This window comes from Kaistella sp. PBT33-4, from assembly GCF_029194425.1.
Lineage (GTDB): Bacteria > Bacteroidota > Bacteroidia > Flavobacteriales > Weeksellaceae > Marnyiella.
Genome location: NZ_JARFYL010000004.1, coordinates 63,023 through 80,440, shown reverse-complemented (window position 1 = coordinate 80,440; position 17,418 = coordinate 63,023). Strand labels below are relative to the sequence as shown.

Here is a 17,418-nt window from a genome sequence, read left to right as displayed (position 1 = left end):
TTCTATTTTTTATTCTTGTATCGGTCTATCGCAGATTGCAAAAAGCTGTAATAGCTTTTCGGGTCATAATCTGCTCCGATAGGGTTTACCAAAATTTCTTCGTTGGCGGGGTTTAAAAGCACATAAAAGGGTTGCGAATTGGCGTTGTATTTACTCGCCTGAAAATCGCTCCATTTATTACCTATGGTGCGTATATTTTTACCACTGAACGATGATACAAATTGCTCTGCCTCCGGTAAGGCGGTCTTGTCATCCACATAAAGCTGTATGATAACCAACTCTTCGTTCAATAGCCGGAGTACATCTTTGTCTGACCATACCGATGCTTCCATCTTACGGCAGTTCACGCAGGCGTGTCCTGTAAAATCGAGCATCACAGGCTTGCCTGCTTTTTTAGCATATTCCATTCCCTCGTCGTAATCAAAAAATACGTTCAGGTTTAACGGAGCGTGGAATATATCGGAATATTTATGGGCTTTGCCATCCGTTGAATAGCTTGCTTGTGTTCTGCCTAATGACGAAGTATAAAGGTCAAAATCCTGTGTAGCCTGTGGGGGTAAAAATGCTGAAATGGATTTAAGGGGTGCGCCCCATAATCCCGGAACCATATACAGGGTAAATGCAAGCACCACCATTGACAGCACCATTCTTGGCAGGCTTATATCTACCGCAGGACTATCGCCGGGAAAGCGTAGCTTGCCCAATAAGTAAAAGCCCAAATACCCGAAAATAATAATCCATAGTGCTAAAAAGACCTCCCTGTCAAACCAATTCCAATGATAGGCAAGGTCAACGTTGCTTAAAAATTTCAGTGCAAGAGCCAGTTCCAAAAAGCCGAGCGTAATCTTAACGCTGTTCAGCCAGCCTCCCGAAGACGGCAGGCTTTTTAAAAGGCTTGGGAACATTGCAAAAAGTGTAAACGGTATTGCCAATGCCAATGCAAAGCCGAGCATCCCGATGGCGGGACCTAAAAGTTCGCCCATTGTGGCAGCCTGTACCAGCAAGGTTCCGATAATCGGACCCGTACAGGAAAATGACACGACCGCTAATGTTGCCGCCATAAAGAAAAGCCCCAACAAACCGCCTCGGTCAGCCTTACGGTCTAACTTGTTTGCAAGCGAAGCGGGCAAAGAAAGTTCAAACGCACCGAAAAATGAAAAGGCGAAAACCACCAAAAGAACGAAGAAAGCAAAATTAAAAATCCCGTTTGTGGAAAGGCTGTTAAGCGCATCCGCCCCGAAAATAACCGTTATCAAAATGCCTAATAACACGTAAATGAGTATGATGGATAAGCCATACATCATTGCTTGCATTACGGCTCTGCCTTTGGTATGCCCGCTTTTGGTAAAGAAACTTACCGTTAAGGGCAGCATCGGGAAAATACAGGGCATCAGCAATGCTGCAAAGCCGCCAATAAAACCCGCAATGAAAATTGCCCATAATGAACCTTTATTCGTTGCGGGTTCATTCTTTTGCAAGGTAGTCCCGTTTTCTTGTGTTAACGAAGTTTCCGGCTCTTTTGATGCTTCGATACTGTCCTGCTGAACAGGCTGCTGCTCCGTTATTTCCGTAAACTCCACATCATCATAGGATACAAGACTGTCCGTCTGCGCATTTGCAGTAACAGCCATCAAACCACTGATGAATAGTACAATTAATATTTTCGCTATTAATCTCATATTGTATCCTTTAATTTACAGGAATGCTGAACGCCACTTCTTCAGGCGGTAAGCATTGTTTGTCGTTACAAACCATATAGGTAAGCGTACCTTTTACCGTAGGCGAATTACCTGTTAGTTTTACCTTTTGCTGGAACACCACAGATTTTTTGTAGTAACCCACTTCCATATCAAAAGTCGGGTCGTGCTTTACAATAGGTTTAGCTGCCAATACCTTTCCGTTCAATTGGTAGGCTTTCGACGCTTGGAACGAAAAACTTGTCGGCTGCGGACCGTTTTTAGGAACCGTCTGCGAATAGATATGCCAGCCGTCTTCTATGGTTGCCTTTAAAAGCAGTACAGCTTCTTTATCGTTGATGCGTTTTGAAGCATAAGACCATTTTACAGGCTTTAGTATTTGTCCGAATGATGCGGCACTTATGAATAAGAATGCGACAAAAAATATTATCCTTTTCATTGTTTTTATCTTTTAATTGTTACTGAATATTTTTCTTATTTATTACCAACTATTTTTCGTTTAAAAGTTTCGTCATCAGGTCAATGACTTCTTTAGACGAATAGTCTGCGCCGCCCACCTGCCTGCCGATGATGTTGTTTTGCTTATCTACAATAATGGTGGTCGGGATAGAACCTGTAAATAGTTCACGGGGTATGTCGCCGTCGGGAACGTGTACTGGGAGGTCAAATTTTTTGTTTTTCATCCACTCTTTTGACTTTTCTATTTTCCCGTCCACATCGACCATCAGGAATACCAGATCCTTGTTATCCTTAAAGGTCTTCCGCAGGTCGTTAATAGAGGGCATTTCGTGAATACACGGCGGACACCACGTTGCCCAAAGATTGATAAAGACAACCTTGCCCTTTAAGGAGTGTAACGAAATGGTTTTTCCGTTTTCGTCCTTGAACTTTAAATCAGGCGTTGGTTGCGCATTTGACACTAATGGCTTTTCGCCATTAGTGTTTTGATTTTTATTCATACTTCCATCAATACCATTGTTATTGATTGCTGCGTATGCCCATCCCGTAATCGCTATTAGCGGGAGCAGGGCTATTTTTTTTATGTTCAACTTCATAATCCCTATTTTTTAATTCTGCCCTCTTTGATTTCTTCCGAAGGCTTTACAATAATTTTATCCTGTTGAGAAAGATTACCGAACACTTCGGTCAGCGTATCCAAACGAACGCCCTCACTTACAGCTATACGTTTTACCTCATTGTCGTTTAAGGTCAGTACATACGTTCCCGACTGTGTGTTCAACACGCTTTTGCTCTGAACCCAATAAGTAGGATTTTTGCGCTGTAATTTTAGCTTTACCTGTGCATAGTCGCCACCCTGTAATTCGCCGGACGGATTGCTCACATCAAACTCCAATGTAAGGGAACGGTCTTGCTGGTCGAGCAAGCCCGATGTACGGGAAAGAACGGCATTGAATGTTTTGCCGGGCTGTGAGCTGATTGTAAATGTAGCAGGCATACCCTGCTTTACAGATGAAGCGTGTTTTTCAGGCAATGATAAGGTTAATCTTAGCTTATTGCTTTGAGCCATCATAAATAAGGGCGTATTGCTTCCAGTTCCTGCCAATGCACCAACCGAAACATTCCTGTCGGTAATCACACCGTCAAACGGTGCTGTAATGCGGAGATACTGCTGCAATTGCGAAGAATGCGCCGTACCTGCTTTAGAAGCATCATAAGCTGATTTGGCACTTTGCATTGCGCTTTTTGCCCTGTCCAGCTCAATATCTGCTACCGCTCCCGTTGTTTTGGAAGCGGTTACCAATCTGTCATAAGCCTGTTTTGCGTATAGGTAATCACTATATACCTTTTGCTCCGTGGACTTATCAGAAAGATATTGCTGGTTCATTTCGGGAGCTTCCAGCACCGCCAAAAGCTGACCTCTACGCACACGATCCCCTCTGTCTACGTACATTCGTTTTACAAAACCTGTAACCTTTGCATAAACGGCTACCTGCTCATACGGTTTCAATTCTGCGGGTACAGATATTTCGTATTCGGGATTGATGAACTGCACAGGTTTGGCAGGATAGTTAACAGCCTTTACTTCCTGCTTTTTTTGCCCCTGTCCTTTTTCTTCCGTTTTATTTGAACAGGAAGCGAAAACCATTGTCAGCACTGCCGCCATTGCCAGTCCTATACCTGATTTTTTATTTATTGAAATGCTTTGATACATTGTATTTAATATTTTAAGAGTTATGATATAGTTTGTTGTGCCGATGGCTCCTTGTAATATCTGCTTTCGCAATCATCAGGGTCTAATGACGGGCTAATCACTTTAGTTCTCGACAGCAGGGAAGAGAAGAAATGCGGAACCAACAAAAGGATAGTTACCGTAGAAGCGATAAGCCCCCCGATAACGGCTCTGCCCAATGGTGCTACCTGCTCGGCTCCATCGCCTAAGCCCATTGCCATTGGCAACATACCCGCCAACATAGCTGCGGCAGTCATTATTACAGGTCTTAACCTGGATGAAGCGGCAAGCCTTGCAGCATTCTTCGGTTTTAATCCTAATTTCTTGCGGTAGAACTCTGCCTGATTAACCAATAATACCGCATTGGACACCGATACACCGAGCGACATAATGATACCCATATACGATTGCAGGTTAAGTGTACTTCCGGTAATGAAAAGGATAATCAGACTTCCGGCAATTACGGCAGGTAAAACAGAAAGTATAATCAACGGTACTTTGAACGATTGGTAATAAGCCGAAAGCATCAGGAATATGGCAATAATGGCTACGCCCAAACCAGCTAACAGGCTTCCTAATGTATCATCCAATAATTGTAATGTTCCCTCCGTCCAAACGTTTGTACCACGTGGCGGTTCCCCGGCATCTTTAATGGCTTGCTTAACCGCTTTGGAAGCTGTACCCAAATCTTTACCATATACATTGGCAACTACGGTAACGTAGCGGTTCGGTCCCTTACGGTTTACCTGTGCAGGCGATGTAACTTTGCGTATGGTCGCCACATCTTCCAACACAGGGCGAAGGCTTCCTTTTTTGAGCGGAAGCGACCGCAGCTTTTCTTCGGATTGCATAATTGCTTCAGGTATCTGCACTTGTGTTTGGAATACCAATCCCGATTTCGGGTCTATCCACAGGTTCTTATCGGTATATCTTGTTGAAGAAGTAGCGGCAACAAGGCTTCGGGTAACATCCTGCATTGTAAGCCCGAACTGCCCCGCAAGGTCACGGTTTACATCTATTTCCAATGTAGGATAAGCGATAGCTTCGGCAATGCGGACATCACGCAGGTAAGGCACTTTTTTAAGATTGGCTTCAATCTTTGATGCGTGCGCAAATGCTCCTTTTATCTGATTGGCTCCTACTTTTACTTCGATAGGTGTCATTGCACCCTGTCCCATAATCTTTTCGGTAAGCTCCATCGGCTCAAAATTGAAAGCGGCATCCGGATGCTTTTCGGCAATCTTTTTCCGTATGTTTTCTTTCAGTTCTTCCATAGAACCCTCATACACATCCTGATTGACCGATACCTGCAATACTGCTTCGTGTGAAGCACTTGTAAATAGGAATATCGGGTTGATAGGCGTTCCTGCGGCGTGTGTTCCTACAAATGCGGAAGTTAGTTTGATGCCGTTTTCAGGGATTATCTCACGAATATCATCAGTAACATCTCTTACAAGCTGCTCTGTTTTTTCGAGCCTGCTTCCCTGCGGGGCTTGCAGTCGTAGCTGAAAATCGCCGTTATTGGAAACAGGCATTACGTCTGTACCCACTACGTTAAGCAATAAAGCAGTAACCAATCCTGCAACCAAAACATATCCTATAAAAAGCGGGGTTGCCTTTGTTGACCATTTACGCATCCGGTAGGAATAGTTGACACGGAACTTGTCAAAGAATGCCCGTTTTCTTGGTGTGTTGGCTTCATCATTATGCTTGTTCTTCATCATCCAGTTTGCCAAAATCGGCACAAACGTTTGCGAAGCCAAAAAGGAAGCGACCATTGCAAATGCCACTGCCATAGACAAAGGCATAAACATATCTTTCGGAATACCTGTCATAATAAAGGCAGGTGTAAGTACCGCAAGGATACAGAGCAATATCAGTAATTTAGGAATAGAGATTTCGAGCAAGGCATCTACGATTGCCCGCTGTTTGGATTTGCCCATTTCCATATGCTGGTGTATGTTCTCTATCGTTACCGTGGCTTCATCGACCAGGATACCGATGGAAAGGGCAAGCCCGCTCAATGTCATAATATTAATGGTTTGCCCGAAAAGATGCAGTGCTGTAACGGCTGATAGGATAGCAATCGGGATAGTCAGTACCACAATAATCGCTCCCCGAGTATCGCCTAAAAACAGCAATATCACTAAGCCTGTGAAAACTGCTCCCAATATGCCCTCGTGTATCAGGTTGGAAAGCGAACGTTCGATGTAGGTCGATTGGTCAAATTCGTAACGGACATCAACATCTTCAGGCAACTGGCTTTTGAGCATCGGTATAGAAGCCTTTAAGTTCTTTACGGCATCTAAAGTGGAGGCATCTGCTTTTTTGATGATAGGCAGGTAAACCGACCTTTTGCCATTAACCACCGCATAACCTACGGTCTGATCTGCACCGTCCAACACGCTTGCCACATCACGCACATAAATAGTTCGGTTATCACTTGTTTTTACAGGCGTGTTCAAAAATTCTTCGGGATTTTTGGCAATGGAGTTAATCGGAGCCATCAAATTTTCATCGCCTATGCGGATATTTCCGGCAGGCGAAGGAAGACTGTTTTTAGTAATGGCGGCTGTTATTTCTTCGGGGCTTAGCCCGCTCGCCTGCATTGCTTCGGGATTGATGTTTACAATTATCGAACGGATATTACCCCCAAACGGTGCTGGAGAAGTGATACCGAGAATTTCGGTAAACATCGGTCTGATTTTCGTAATGGCGAGTGTCTGCAATTCGTTTACCGAACGCTGCTCACTTTCAAATACCAATTGTCCAACAGGGAGTGAGCTACCATCAAACCGTACTACCATTGGCGGTACGGCTCCGGGCGGCAGGAAGCCCATTGCCCGGTTGGTAAAGGTAGAAACCTCTCCGGCTGCCTGTGCCATATCCGTTCCGGGATAAAATGTTAGCTTCATCAGTGTTAATCCCTGTACGCTTTTGAAGTCGATGTTCTTTACACCGCTTACAAACAGGAGTACCTTTTGGAATTCATTTGCCATAAACCCGTCCATATAGGCTGGCGACAAACCACCATAAGGCATAGCAATATATATCGCAGGCAATTCCACTTCGGGGAATATATCTACGTTTATTTTTTTTACTGTGTTATAGGAAAAGAAAGCTATCGTAAGCACTGCTACCATAATAGCAATCGGTTTCCTTAACGCAAATCTTATCAGGTTCATAAGCAATAATTAAAGATTGTTAAACAAGAAATCGAAGTTGGCGGTCAGTTCCGCCTCGTAAGCAAGGAGCATCCAATAATCACGGGAAGCCTCTATGTGGGCATTCTCTGCCTGTTCCAGCAAAATGCGTATCTGTAATAATTCGCTTAAAGTGATCAGACCGCTTTTGTACCTTGCCAGATACATATTGTAAGCGTCCTGCGATTGCTGTACAGCAAGTTTCGTTTTCCTGAGTTGTTCGTACTGCTGAATGATTTTTGCCTGCGAAGCAGATAGATCTGCCTGCATTGCCTGTTCGTATTGTGAATGCAGCAATTTGGTACTTTCCGCTTCTTTGAACAATTGTTCCCCTTTCATACGGTTGGTATGCAGGCTCGTCAAATTCCACGTAATACCAATGCCCGCCAAAAAGTTATTGGTCGTATTGCTGAACCCGTTTATCCACGCTCCCGATACTGTTCCGTTAGGGTTGATACCTGTACCCCGATAAGCGTAACCGCCTAACAGGTTAATGGATGGCAAGGATGACCTTTTCTGTGCTTCGCCGCTTAACGTATAATAGGCTGATTGTTTATCCAAAGCATCTAAAATTGGATGCGATGGGCTTATACTATTTACTCTATTGAAATTATTTTCTGCGGGATTACCGAAGCGGCTGGCAGATGCAGTATAATTAACGCTGTCATTACCGTACAATTCCAGCAATTTGATAAGGGAAGCATTTTTAAATCCATTCCATTTATCATTTTCGCCCAATGCCTGTACATAGGATGAGGAAGCAAGCAGGCTGTCTGCTGCCGGTCTTAAACCCGAAGCGGATAAGCCCGAAGTTATTTTGCGAATATCATCCAAACGTCCTGCGTTATTCGCTGTCCAGTCCAGCTTGGCATTGTTGTACAAAAGTGTAATGTATCTTTCGGATAGTATCTTTTTAAGGTTGAGTATGTAAGCATCTTTATCACTTACCGATTTATCATATAAAGCACCCGCAGCCTCGTTCTGCTTGCGCAACTTTCCGAAAGAAAATACTTCCCATTGAACAATGGCGGAGCCAAAAGTATTGGCAGCCGTAGAACTACCGTCCAGTGGTACTGCCGAACCGCTAACATTGAAAAAGCCTGCCTGCGGAAAAAACGCTCCTGCGCTTCCCTCATACGTTCCGTAGGTATTCTGTGCCTGTGCGTTTACCTGTGGGAGCATATTGCCCTTAACCGCCCGTTGGTTGAACTTTGCGGCATCTATCGCCGATGTTTTTACCCCAACGCCGGGATAGGTTTCTTCGACTTTAGACCACAAGCTGCCTAAAGTATATTCCTGTTGTTGCTGTGCATATAGTGGAAGCGCAGCAACAATGGCTAACCATAATAATGTGGTTGCCATAATATGTTTTATCATATTATGATACAATTTTGGAGAGGTCGCTTATACGACCTAAGATTATTTTAAAATGAAAACAATAGAAAGCCTATTGAAACTGCATCACAGTCAATAGGAAAAAAGAATTAGCGGGCAAAGTGGATGATGAGCTTCCGGTATTCCAAAAAGATAGGAATAGAACTACGGATTTTGTTGCTACCGCTATAAAGTGGATGCTTGTTTTCTTTATTTAACGGACGGAAGCCGATAAGGAAAAGAAGCGAAGCCGTAAAAAGAAGAACGGGTAATAAATCGTTCGCCTTAAAATTAAAGTTTTGGACAATCTGGTTGTCGGCAGTTTCAATCTTGCTACATTTTTCCAGCGAGCTTGCCGGAAAACTATGATTGGTCTTAGGAACGCCGCTTTCTGTTTGTGTGGGCAGACCTGCAAAAATTTTAATGCTGCTTTTGATTGGGCAGGATGTAACCAATACCAACAAGAACGTGGCGAATACAAAGAAGTATCGCCTGTAAGTTGCTGAAATATGTGGTACAGTCCTGTTCATCAATTTACAAAAATACTTTTAATTCTTTAAGCATACAAGAAGAAATGGGTATTTTAGTGTTTTTTAACACGAAAAGATGTGAAGTCTGGTATGTTTTACCGATAGGGTCAAGCATTTCTATGAATTGTGCAATAAAGCGAAAAGAGATGCTGTAAACATCTCTTCTCAAGTTTTGTAATAATTAAGAAGTCTTTTATTTTACCAATTCATTCTTTTTTTCTTCCCATTCATTGATGCCGCCTGAATATGTTTTAAGGTTCTTTACGCCGTTTCTTTTGAGAATAGAATATGCCATTGCAGCACGTACACCGCTCTGACAATGGACAATAACAGGCTTGTTCTTACTGATTTTATCCAAGTTGTTTTCCAAAGAAGTCAAAACGATATTTTCCACGCCTTTGATGTGTCCATTGTTGTATTCGCTTTCTGTGCGGACATCTATAACCTGTACATCTTTTTTATCCAAATGTTTTTTCAGTTCTTCGATGCTAACAAGGTCTGATTTTTCCAGTACCATATTCATTTTATTCAAATCGGTTACAAACCCGTAAATATTATCCATTCCTATCGCATCAGCTTACGGGTCAGATCTTCTGTATGCGCTTCATCAGTTATCAATATTAATTGCTGTTGGTAATCTACTAAAGAGCCTGCCCACGTAGAAAATGTTTTTCCGTTTTCGATATGCAGACTACCTGCAATATGCCCTTTGGCAACATCGCCTTTTTTTCGGGTATCAATAATCACCGTATCGAAAGCATATTGAAAAACTACCGCCCTGTAATGAACGGCGAAATATACCTTTCGGGCGAAGATGTGTGTAAGTTGCTCCATATCAGCAAACGGACTTTACAGCAATATCGTGATGATAATATCCTGCCGTATATACAAATAGGCGGTAAGATTATTTACAAGGAAAGCGATATTCTGACAATACTGGAACAGAATTATATTTCACATAAAGCAGTTTTACCGTAACCTTTTTGTATTATATGCTATCAAAAAGGAAAGAGTTCAGTATCTTTGTTATCGAAAATATAGAAAATACTTAAAGTGTTTTTGCTTTAAGTCCCACATTGAAAACTGGTAATTTTTAAGACAACGGGACAGATAAGTAGGAACGCTCACGTCATAGGCGTGGGCGCTCGCTTATTCGTTGTCGGGTATACCAGTGCCTCAATGTCGGTAAGTGTAGTTTGCCTGCGCCTTCTTTTTTGTGCGGGGCTACATCAACACAAAAAAGGTATGATATGGAAACTGGTACAGCACAACAAAGAATTACTCTTGCCTTTATCAATGATAACAGTCCGATTTTGGATTTGACCTGTGATAACCTCGTTGCTTCAGGGCTTGAAGTATTATTTCGTTCGGAAAACATTGAAGACGGATTATCTCAATTATCAGCATTAAAAGAGCTTCCCAAAGTTTGTATTATAGACCTTGATTTTTACAACAAGAATGTGCTTGAGCAGCTTCAAAAATTAAGAACGCAATATCCAACCATTAAGCTGATTGCCCATAGTGATATTGATACAGAAAAAACAGTAAAATCTCTTTTAGAGATTGGTTTTGCAGGTTATCTGCTTATTGGCAGCGATGCAGATGATTTTAGAAAAGCCATTGAAGTAGCGACCAAGTAACTATTAGCAATCATTTTCGTATCCGAATTTCAATGATAAATTTTATTAAATTTCATATATAATACCGACAATCTTATTATTATCTAATGTAATTGTCATTTGTTCATATTTAAGATTGAACTTACTTCCTTTGTCAACTGAAGAAGGAAAATATTTTACACCAATAGTGACATTGGGCAAATTAAAATTCCAAGATGACCTAATTTTAAAATCCTTGCCGCATAATTCTTGTTCGGAAGAACTAAGGTATTCTTTGAATTTTGAAATTCCTTCGACTTCAAAAATGGTTTTCCAATTCTTACGTTTCTCAAAAATTATTTGTTCGTCAAGATGTTTCAGAATATTACTTTCATCGGAGCTATTACAAGCATTTATAAAATCACGGATGATTTTTCGAGGTAGCTTTTGAATTTCTCTGATTTCTTTCTTTTTGTTTTCAAGATATATGTTAAAATCGTTTTCTACAACATCAGATATTTTGTAAAATCCCCATTGGAAAGCCTCTTGAGGAGATTTGTAAAGTTTATCTTTTAAAATTTCAGCATTGCCATCCTCATTTTTTGTTTTGAAGTCATCTAACAACAAAAAACCTTTTTCATCGGTGGTTTTGTTAATGCCATCCACAATATTAATAAAGTAATATTCCTCTTTGTCTTCAAATAAAACTTTGATTTTAGGGCTGAATTTTTCAGGTTTGCTTGCTGAGGTTTTTACAAGATATTTCGTTTCATTTAATGGATTTTCAATCTGTCTTCCCCAACCATCAGTCGATAATTCAGACTGGTATCTCATTATTTGAATTCTTATTTCTTTTCGCCCTTTTTCAAGGTTTTTAGTAAATTCATATCCTGGGAAACTATTGAGAATTGCTGTATCCAATTCCCATTCTTCATAATCGCTCGTGAAATTTATTTGATAACTAAATTCATATTCTCGTAGGTAAATTGGAAATTGAAATTTGTTTTCGATAATTTTTTGTTCTATTAAATTAATATCAGGCTTTCTGTTTACTGTTATTGAAATTTCAGTTTCTATCATTACTTTGATTTAGCGATTTGTAATTGTTGACAAATTTCAAATTTAATCAATTAGAAATTGTTTGATAGCTTACAAAAAAAACAAAAGACAAAATTAACCAAGCGACGTTCTTTTGCTTCTTTTCTTTGGTTGCTGTGTGGAAAGAAAAGAAGTCATTACAAAACAAATAATGGGATACTGAATATCCCACACAATAATATCGTAACCTATTTTGATAAAATGTAAAATGGGGAAAGTGCAGAGCGGTTGCATTTTACTAAAGGGGATTGCTCCCATTTAAAGCAAAAAGACTGCCCGACCATCGGGAGGATCTGTCTTTTTGCCGCCCGACTTTTTGGGTCGTACTGTGTTTTAATTTTTCGGCTTGTTTAACTGTTCTCTTAAAGCTATTAATTTCTTGTGCATATCTGTCCAATATGCCTGCCTTTCCTTGTCGCTTTTCACAGGTGGATTATGCGTATATTCTTTATACCACCCAGTTTGTTGAATAGCTTTTTTAAGGTCAGTAACCTCAATCCAGTTCCCGTTTTTATCTCTAATTTTCATTGTGCTGAATTTTAGCATTAGCCATTTTACGCTCTAACAATGTGTCGAGAATTTCCCACTCGCTGTCATACTCCTTGCCCTCAAAATGGTAGGTATCTGTTTCCTCGTCTAATTCGTAACTGTCAAAGTCCTGGCTATCTAAGCAGGTGTCGTTTAGTATGCCGTTTTCAAATATTGCCTGACCATATACTAAGCATCCTAATTCCTCATAGTCCTGTGTGAAATTCACTTTGAAATGTTCGGCTATCTGCTTTACCGCTTCCGTGTTTGGCGACCATTTTGTTTCATACTGAAACACGCCCGCACTTTCATTATCCTGACTGATATTGTAGAAATAATCTCCGTGCGTGTCCTGTACGAAATCGGGTAATTGCCCGCAGTCGTCTTTATGTTCCTGTTCAGCCATTGATTTGAATAGCTGTGTTATCTGTTCGATTGCTTCGGGTGTTCCCTCAAAAATAACCCAATTGTTGCACCAATTAGCCATAATTATTTATCGTTTAAGGTTATCTGTAAAAATTTGTCGCTCCCGAAAAGCAGGTGTATCGCCTGTTTTAATTGCGGGTCGCATTGTGCATCTTCTGTATATTCAATCAGGCAGTGAATAGCGAAAATTGAATTGTGTCCGTCAAAAAAATGGTCTGTAAACCAGTTCGGGCGTTTCCAAAGAGGTTCATTTTGGGCTGTTCCTTTTTGTGCATTCTGCACAAGCCTGTACCAAAATTCAGCGGTGAAAAATCCCTTTTGATACCAACCCTCACGGAATGCTGTTTCATTTTGCAGGAAGTAGTCGCATTGCGTTTTTATAGCGTTTTGCAGGTTCTCCAGTTCTGCGGGAAAAAGTTTGCACAACAAGCCCGCTTTATCGAGGTTGTCCATTTTATCTAATGCTTTCATATCTTTTATTTTTAGTAGGCGACCACCTTTGCAGGCAGTCGCCTTTGATGATTAATTGAAGTTGAAAATCTCTGCTCCTGAATAGGCAAAGTCTGTACACAGTTCAAAGGCTTTTTGTGTCTTTAGCTGTGCTGTACCGCCCATTACAATGGATTGTAGTTTGGCTTCGCCATCCCTGTAATTGCGTACATTCTGAAAGTAACCTGTAACGGCATTGTAAGTCCCGAATAATGTGCCTTTGGTAGTTGCCATTTGTTGGGTGTCGCTTATCATAGCGTATTCAAAGGCATCATCTACGGTGTTTTTGAACACGGTGGAAACTTCATCTTCCGCACCTTTTTTGAGCAGGTTAAACGTTTCTTTGTTCGGGCAAAGTGCCAACTGGATTAGCTTTCTTACTTCTCGGTCTGTTACCCTTACTTTAGCCCAGTCATTAAAAATGTTCTCTAACTGTGTGCTTAGGGTGTTGGCAAGTCCCATAACCTTGTGAGCGTTTTCAAGGCGTTGTTTTGCTCCTGACGTGTGTTTGATACGCACTACGTTGGTCATACTCCGCAATGAAGCGTTAAGGGTGTTTTGGCATACGATACGGATAGGGGTAAATGCTGCGGTAATACTTCCGCTACCGTCGTGGCTTGTGGTTAAGAAAATGTAATTTTCTGTTACGTCGTCGCCGTTACCTACACGGATATAGTCGGGTAGCTTGGCAGTGATAAAAATGCGTTCCCCGTTGCCCAATGCCCCTGCGGTTTCGTACAATATTCCCTCGCCTCCACCTACAATAGCATCAAAGAAATTAAATGCCTCACGGTTTTGTACGATATGGTAGTCTTTGCCTACTACGCCTAACGGTGTATTGGTGTCGGTGCGAAGTGTGGCGAAACTGTTAGGTACTAAGATGTCGTTGGCTTCAATCAGTTCTCCGCTGTCGCCTATGCTCATTGTTCTGCCCTGTGTAAACAGTGGGGATTTGATAACCTCGTAATCTAAACCTGCGTGTACTATTGCTTCCTCGCTTGTTGGGTACTGCTCTACGATTTGCCCCAAACCGTGCCACGCTTTTTGTTGAACGCTGAAGAATGAATGACGTCCTGTTTGCTCGTTGAAATTGATGTTGTGTGCCATAATGCTAAAATTTTGATGTTTGAAAAATGTTATTTACTCACTCGCTTTCCTCGTTTCCCGCTTCCTGTTGTGGTTTGCTCCGCTTCGCTTCGCATAAATTTTTCCAAAAGAAAAACCGGAAAAAAGAAAGCAGATAATCCAAGCGGGCTAAGCGGAAAACCAAAAGGAAACGGAATAAGTCCCGGAGGGTGGCAAGGAAACACACAGCAGCTCGGCGAAGCCAACATTTTGCCTTGCCATTATGCCGTAGTCTTTTGGTTGGGCGTGTGGGATGGCTGCCCGCTATAACTTAGCTGCCTTTTTACCGGTTGATTGTGGAAATTTTCTGTTCTAAATTTTTATGGCATTAATGACCAGGCTATCATAGCCTGTAATAGAGATTTGAAAAACGGAATAGCAAGGGGCGTTAGATAAGGGCTTCGCTTTTCAATTTTCTATTTAGCAAGTAGGTATAAGCTCTTTTACAGCGTTGGACTGGGTAGTGGGAAAGTAAATGTGCTTTACCTACACAAGAAGTATGGGTATAAAAAAAGCAGAACCGTTAAATTCTGCTCATTGTGATTAAATAGAAACTGATTAGATTACCATCATAAATGCTTCTTCCATAGCCTTGAATTTCGGCGTAACCAAATCCATATCCTTACTGATTTTTTGGCTTGTGATTTTAGCGTAAATCTGTGTGGTGGAAATGTTTTTATGCCCCATCATTTTGCTAAGGCTTTCAAGCGGTACGCCCTCGGTCAAAAACATTGTTCCGAAAGTATGCCTTGCCGTGTGAAAGGTTACTTTTTGCTCGGTAATAATTTCTGCCTTTTCAACCAATTTACCTATGTGAGTATTGCAGGTGGCGTTGGTCGGAATCGGAAAGATAAATTCATTCCTTGTCGTACCCTGATACTTCTCAATGATACACTTAGGGATTTCCATTAACCTAACATTAGAAGCAATATCTGACTTTTTTCTCCTGCTGATAATCCATTGATGACCGTCAAAGAATGATTGAATATTGTTCCTTGTCAGTTTCTTAATATCCGCATAAGCAAGTCCGGTAAAGCAACTGAAAATAAACAGGTCTTTTACCAGTTCATACCGTGGATGGGACGGTACGCACATCATCAGCTTTTCTACATCTTCTTTAAGGATATAACCCCGGTCGGTTTCCTCCATACTGATTTCATAATCCTGAAACGGATTATCACGTATCAAGCCCTTTTTAATAGCCAGTTCCACAACGGCTAATAAAGGCATCGTGTACACCCAAACCGTATTATGCGAAGACTGTAAATCGTACCGGAGGTAAAAATCAAACTCCCGGATAAAATCGGCAGTCAATTCCCGGAAAGCCATATCATCACGATGATAGCGTTCTTCGATAAACGTGGTAAGATGATTGTAAACTGTGATATACTTGTTGTAGGTGCTTTGTGAGCGTTCTTCCTTTTCGACCAGTTTTTTAAAATCCTCATTTTGGTCGTTGAAGACTTTAAGTATTGCATCATCCATTACACCAACACCTAAAAAAGATAGCTTTACTTTTTGGGCGGTCGCAAAGCCCTCGTGCTTCAGCATATCTTCATAAATCTTGTCGATACGCCCACGTATGTTATCCAGTTTTTTATTAATGCTTAGTGCCTGCGCACTTTTTCCCTAAACTCTTCCGTGTTTCAAATCCCAATTATTGGGGTCAATTTCTAACTTTGTTCCGAAAGTCTTAGGGGTTCCGTCAATGGTAATACGTGCCATAATCGGGGCATTACCGTTCTTTTTCAGTTCGTTCTTTTTCAAATAGAAAAGCAGTTTGAACGTCGATTTTTTTGTCTGTTCCATAACTCAAATGTTTAATGTTTAAAATTAAATTACATTGAGTTACAAGGGAATGTAGAAAAGGGCGCAAAAGACTGAAATATAATCAGTTAAGCCATATCATTACCTTTGTCAATCGGTAACGAATTAGTAACCTAACCTTGTCAATTTAAGCCCCAAACCTATCAGACACCGACTTCCGAACTAAGACTACTCTTTTTATAAAGCCTTGTATAGCAAAGGTTTTAACCGTTTTGCTTATTTTTGCTTTTTACTAATCTTTTTTAAGTAAAAAGCAAAGAAACAACTGCATGCAGGAAGAAAATAAAGCACACAATAAAAACATCAGTGCTGATATCGTTATGATCTTCAGTGATAAAATGGATTTATAATATTAAATGACCGCAATCTGCAATCTGATCAATAAAAATTAATGAAAACCTCGAATAGAAACTGAAAATATTCAAGGTTTTCAAGAAACAAAATTACTCACTTTCAATATTTGTAAAATGGTTACTGAGATGATCACTGATCAAATGCAAAAACTTCGTCGGACCCTGTTTTCGGTTCCGAATCTCAAATATCGTTTTGTGAAAGTTACCCAGGTCTGTGTCCAAAGATTTCTCAACAAATTTGATGACCTCACTAAGTTCGATATTTCCTCCATTAAAACAGCGCATATGATACAGCGCATATACAAGTTCGATTAATCCCACCTTAGAAGCAGACCAAGCTAATGGCGATAAAGTCCTATTAGTGCTATTCTCGCTTAAATTTTCAATCTGCCTTTTTAAGTACTGGTCAAATTTCTGATTGGCAATAAATCTGGCTATCATATGGTCATGCGAAGTGGTAAAACTTGTGTCAAAATTGTAAAAACCAAATGATAATTTCATCTTTAGATCATAAGAATTTCTGACAAACATTTTATGGTCAAGATAGGTTGCTTCCCTTCGGTAATAACTGTAAAGCTCTGTTTGCTCCAGATAGAAGGTTTTTAGTTTTTCCTGTTCAGCCTCGTAGTATTTTTTTAAGGCTTTGATTCCTGCATTAGGCTTATGGGATTCAATATCCAAAATCGTTGAGAAATAGATGAATTTCGAAATAAATTGAGGTTTCAGTTTTTTAAAAAAATATACTTCTTCAGCTATATTCTCAAAATGGTGGGCAGAGATCATTTTCTTTAACTTTCTTATGAATTCATCGATTACCAATAAAGATTTCTCTGCCACCTTCACTATATCTTCATCGTCGTCGTACACTTCATTGATTTTCAACTCAAGCTCGTCACGTAATTTTGTGATTTTTCTAAAAATAGTTCTTGTTACCATGTCCTTTTTTCAGAAATTTACAAAAATTCGTGTATTCATGCTA

Annotated in this window: 16 protein-coding genes and 1 pseudogene; 2 read left to right on the top strand and 15 right to left on the bottom strand. The window is 40.6% G+C overall.

Features of this window, described 5'->3' with window-relative positions; translation table 11 throughout:
- Positions 1-2: 2 nt before the first annotated feature.
- The 8 genes from P0M11_RS09170 to P0M11_RS09135 form a co-directional block, all read right to left on the bottom strand.
- Positions 3-1,679: a cytochrome c biogenesis protein CcdA gene (locus P0M11_RS09170; RefSeq protein WP_141814663.1), complete on the bottom strand. Its 1,677-nt coding sequence runs from the start codon at positions 1,677-1,679 to the stop codon at positions 3-5.
- A 10-nt stretch (positions 1,680-1,689) separates the two neighbouring features.
- Positions 1,690-2,136: a protein-disulfide reductase DsbD N-terminal domain-containing protein gene (locus tag P0M11_RS09165; protein WP_141814664.1), complete on the bottom strand. Its 447-nt coding sequence runs from the start codon at positions 2,134-2,136 to the stop codon at positions 1,690-1,692.
- A gap of 49 nt (positions 2,137-2,185) precedes the next feature.
- Positions 2,186-2,752: a TlpA disulfide reductase family protein gene (locus P0M11_RS09160; protein ID WP_141814665.1), complete on the bottom strand. Its 567-nt coding sequence runs from the start codon at positions 2,750-2,752 to the stop codon at positions 2,186-2,188.
- Between the two features lie 5 nt (positions 2,753-2,757).
- The gene (locus P0M11_RS09155; protein WP_141814666.1) at positions 2,758-3,870 is read right to left on the bottom strand and encodes an efflux RND transporter periplasmic adaptor subunit; all 1,113 of its coding nucleotides are present in this window, start codon (positions 3,868-3,870) and stop codon (positions 2,758-2,760) included.
- Positions 3,871-3,890: 20 nt separating this feature from the next.
- Entirely contained in the window at positions 3,891-7,073 is a 3,183-nt protein-coding gene (locus P0M11_RS09150; protein ID WP_275625402.1) for an efflux RND transporter permease subunit, read from the bottom strand.
- Positions 7,074-7,082: 9 nt separating this feature from the next.
- Positions 7,083-8,468 carry a TolC family protein gene (locus P0M11_RS09145; protein WP_275625401.1) on the bottom strand — a complete coding sequence of 462 codons (1,386 nt, stop codon included), beginning with the start codon at positions 8,466-8,468 and terminating at the stop codon, positions 7,083-7,085.
- A gap of 107 nt (positions 8,469-8,575) precedes the next feature.
- Positions 8,576-8,995: a hypothetical protein gene (locus tag P0M11_RS09140; protein WP_275625400.1), complete on the bottom strand. Its 420-nt coding sequence runs from the start codon at positions 8,993-8,995 to the stop codon at positions 8,576-8,578.
- Between the two features lie 193 nt (positions 8,996-9,188).
- Positions 9,189-9,557, bottom strand: a complete 369-nt coding sequence (locus P0M11_RS09135; protein WP_275625399.1) for a rhodanese-like domain-containing protein — start codon at positions 9,555-9,557, stop codon at positions 9,189-9,191.
- Positions 9,558-9,697: 140 nt separating this feature from the next.
- On the opposite strand from P0M11_RS09135, the gene P0M11_RS09130 reads away from it, so the two are divergent.
- Both P0M11_RS09130 and P0M11_RS09125 read left to right on the top strand, forming a co-directional pair.
- Positions 9,698-9,973, top strand: coding sequence for a helix-turn-helix domain-containing protein (locus tag P0M11_RS09130; RefSeq protein WP_275625724.1), 276 nt, complete (start codon positions 9,698-9,700; stop codon positions 9,971-9,973).
- Positions 9,974-10,245: 272 nt separating this feature from the next.
- A complete protein-coding gene (locus tag P0M11_RS09125; RefSeq protein WP_024566583.1) occupies positions 10,246-10,635 on the top strand; it encodes a response regulator transcription factor in 390 nt (129 codons plus the stop codon).
- A 45-nt stretch (positions 10,636-10,680) separates the two neighbouring features.
- Here P0M11_RS09125 and P0M11_RS09120 read toward each other — a convergent pair whose 3' ends face one another.
- From P0M11_RS09120 to P0M11_RS09090, 7 genes and pseudogenes are all read right to left on the bottom strand, one after another.
- The gene (locus P0M11_RS09120) at positions 10,681-11,673 is read right to left on the bottom strand and encodes a hypothetical protein (RefSeq protein WP_275625398.1); all 993 of its coding nucleotides are present in this window, start codon (positions 11,671-11,673) and stop codon (positions 10,681-10,683) included.
- 351 nt (positions 11,674-12,024) lie between these two features.
- On the bottom strand, positions 12,025-12,219 hold the full coding sequence (locus P0M11_RS09115; protein ID WP_047095570.1) for a hypothetical protein: 195 nt from the start codon (positions 12,217-12,219) through the stop codon (positions 12,025-12,027).
- Positions 12,209-12,706, bottom strand: coding sequence for a hypothetical protein (locus P0M11_RS09110; RefSeq protein ID WP_002978538.1), 498 nt, complete (start codon positions 12,704-12,706; stop codon positions 12,209-12,211). The genes P0M11_RS09115 and P0M11_RS09110 overlap by 11 nt, the downstream gene beginning before the upstream one ends.
- A gap of 2 nt (positions 12,707-12,708) precedes the next feature.
- The gene (locus P0M11_RS09105) at positions 12,709-13,116 is read right to left on the bottom strand and encodes a hypothetical protein (RefSeq protein ID WP_047095542.1); all 408 of its coding nucleotides are present in this window, start codon (positions 13,114-13,116) and stop codon (positions 12,709-12,711) included.
- Positions 13,117-13,167: 51 nt separating this feature from the next.
- The gene (locus P0M11_RS09100) at positions 13,168-14,241 is read right to left on the bottom strand and encodes a DUF932 domain-containing protein (RefSeq protein ID WP_275625397.1); all 1,074 of its coding nucleotides are present in this window, start codon (positions 14,239-14,241) and stop codon (positions 13,168-13,170) included.
- A 576-nt stretch (positions 14,242-14,817) separates the two neighbouring features.
- Positions 14,818-16,068: pseudogene (locus P0M11_RS09095) on the bottom strand (site-specific integrase).
- Positions 16,069-16,529: 461 nt separating this feature from the next.
- The gene (locus P0M11_RS09090) at positions 16,530-17,375 is read right to left on the bottom strand and encodes an RteC domain-containing protein (RefSeq protein WP_275625396.1); all 846 of its coding nucleotides are present in this window, start codon (positions 17,373-17,375) and stop codon (positions 16,530-16,532) included.
- Positions 17,376-17,418 lie beyond the last annotated feature (43 nt).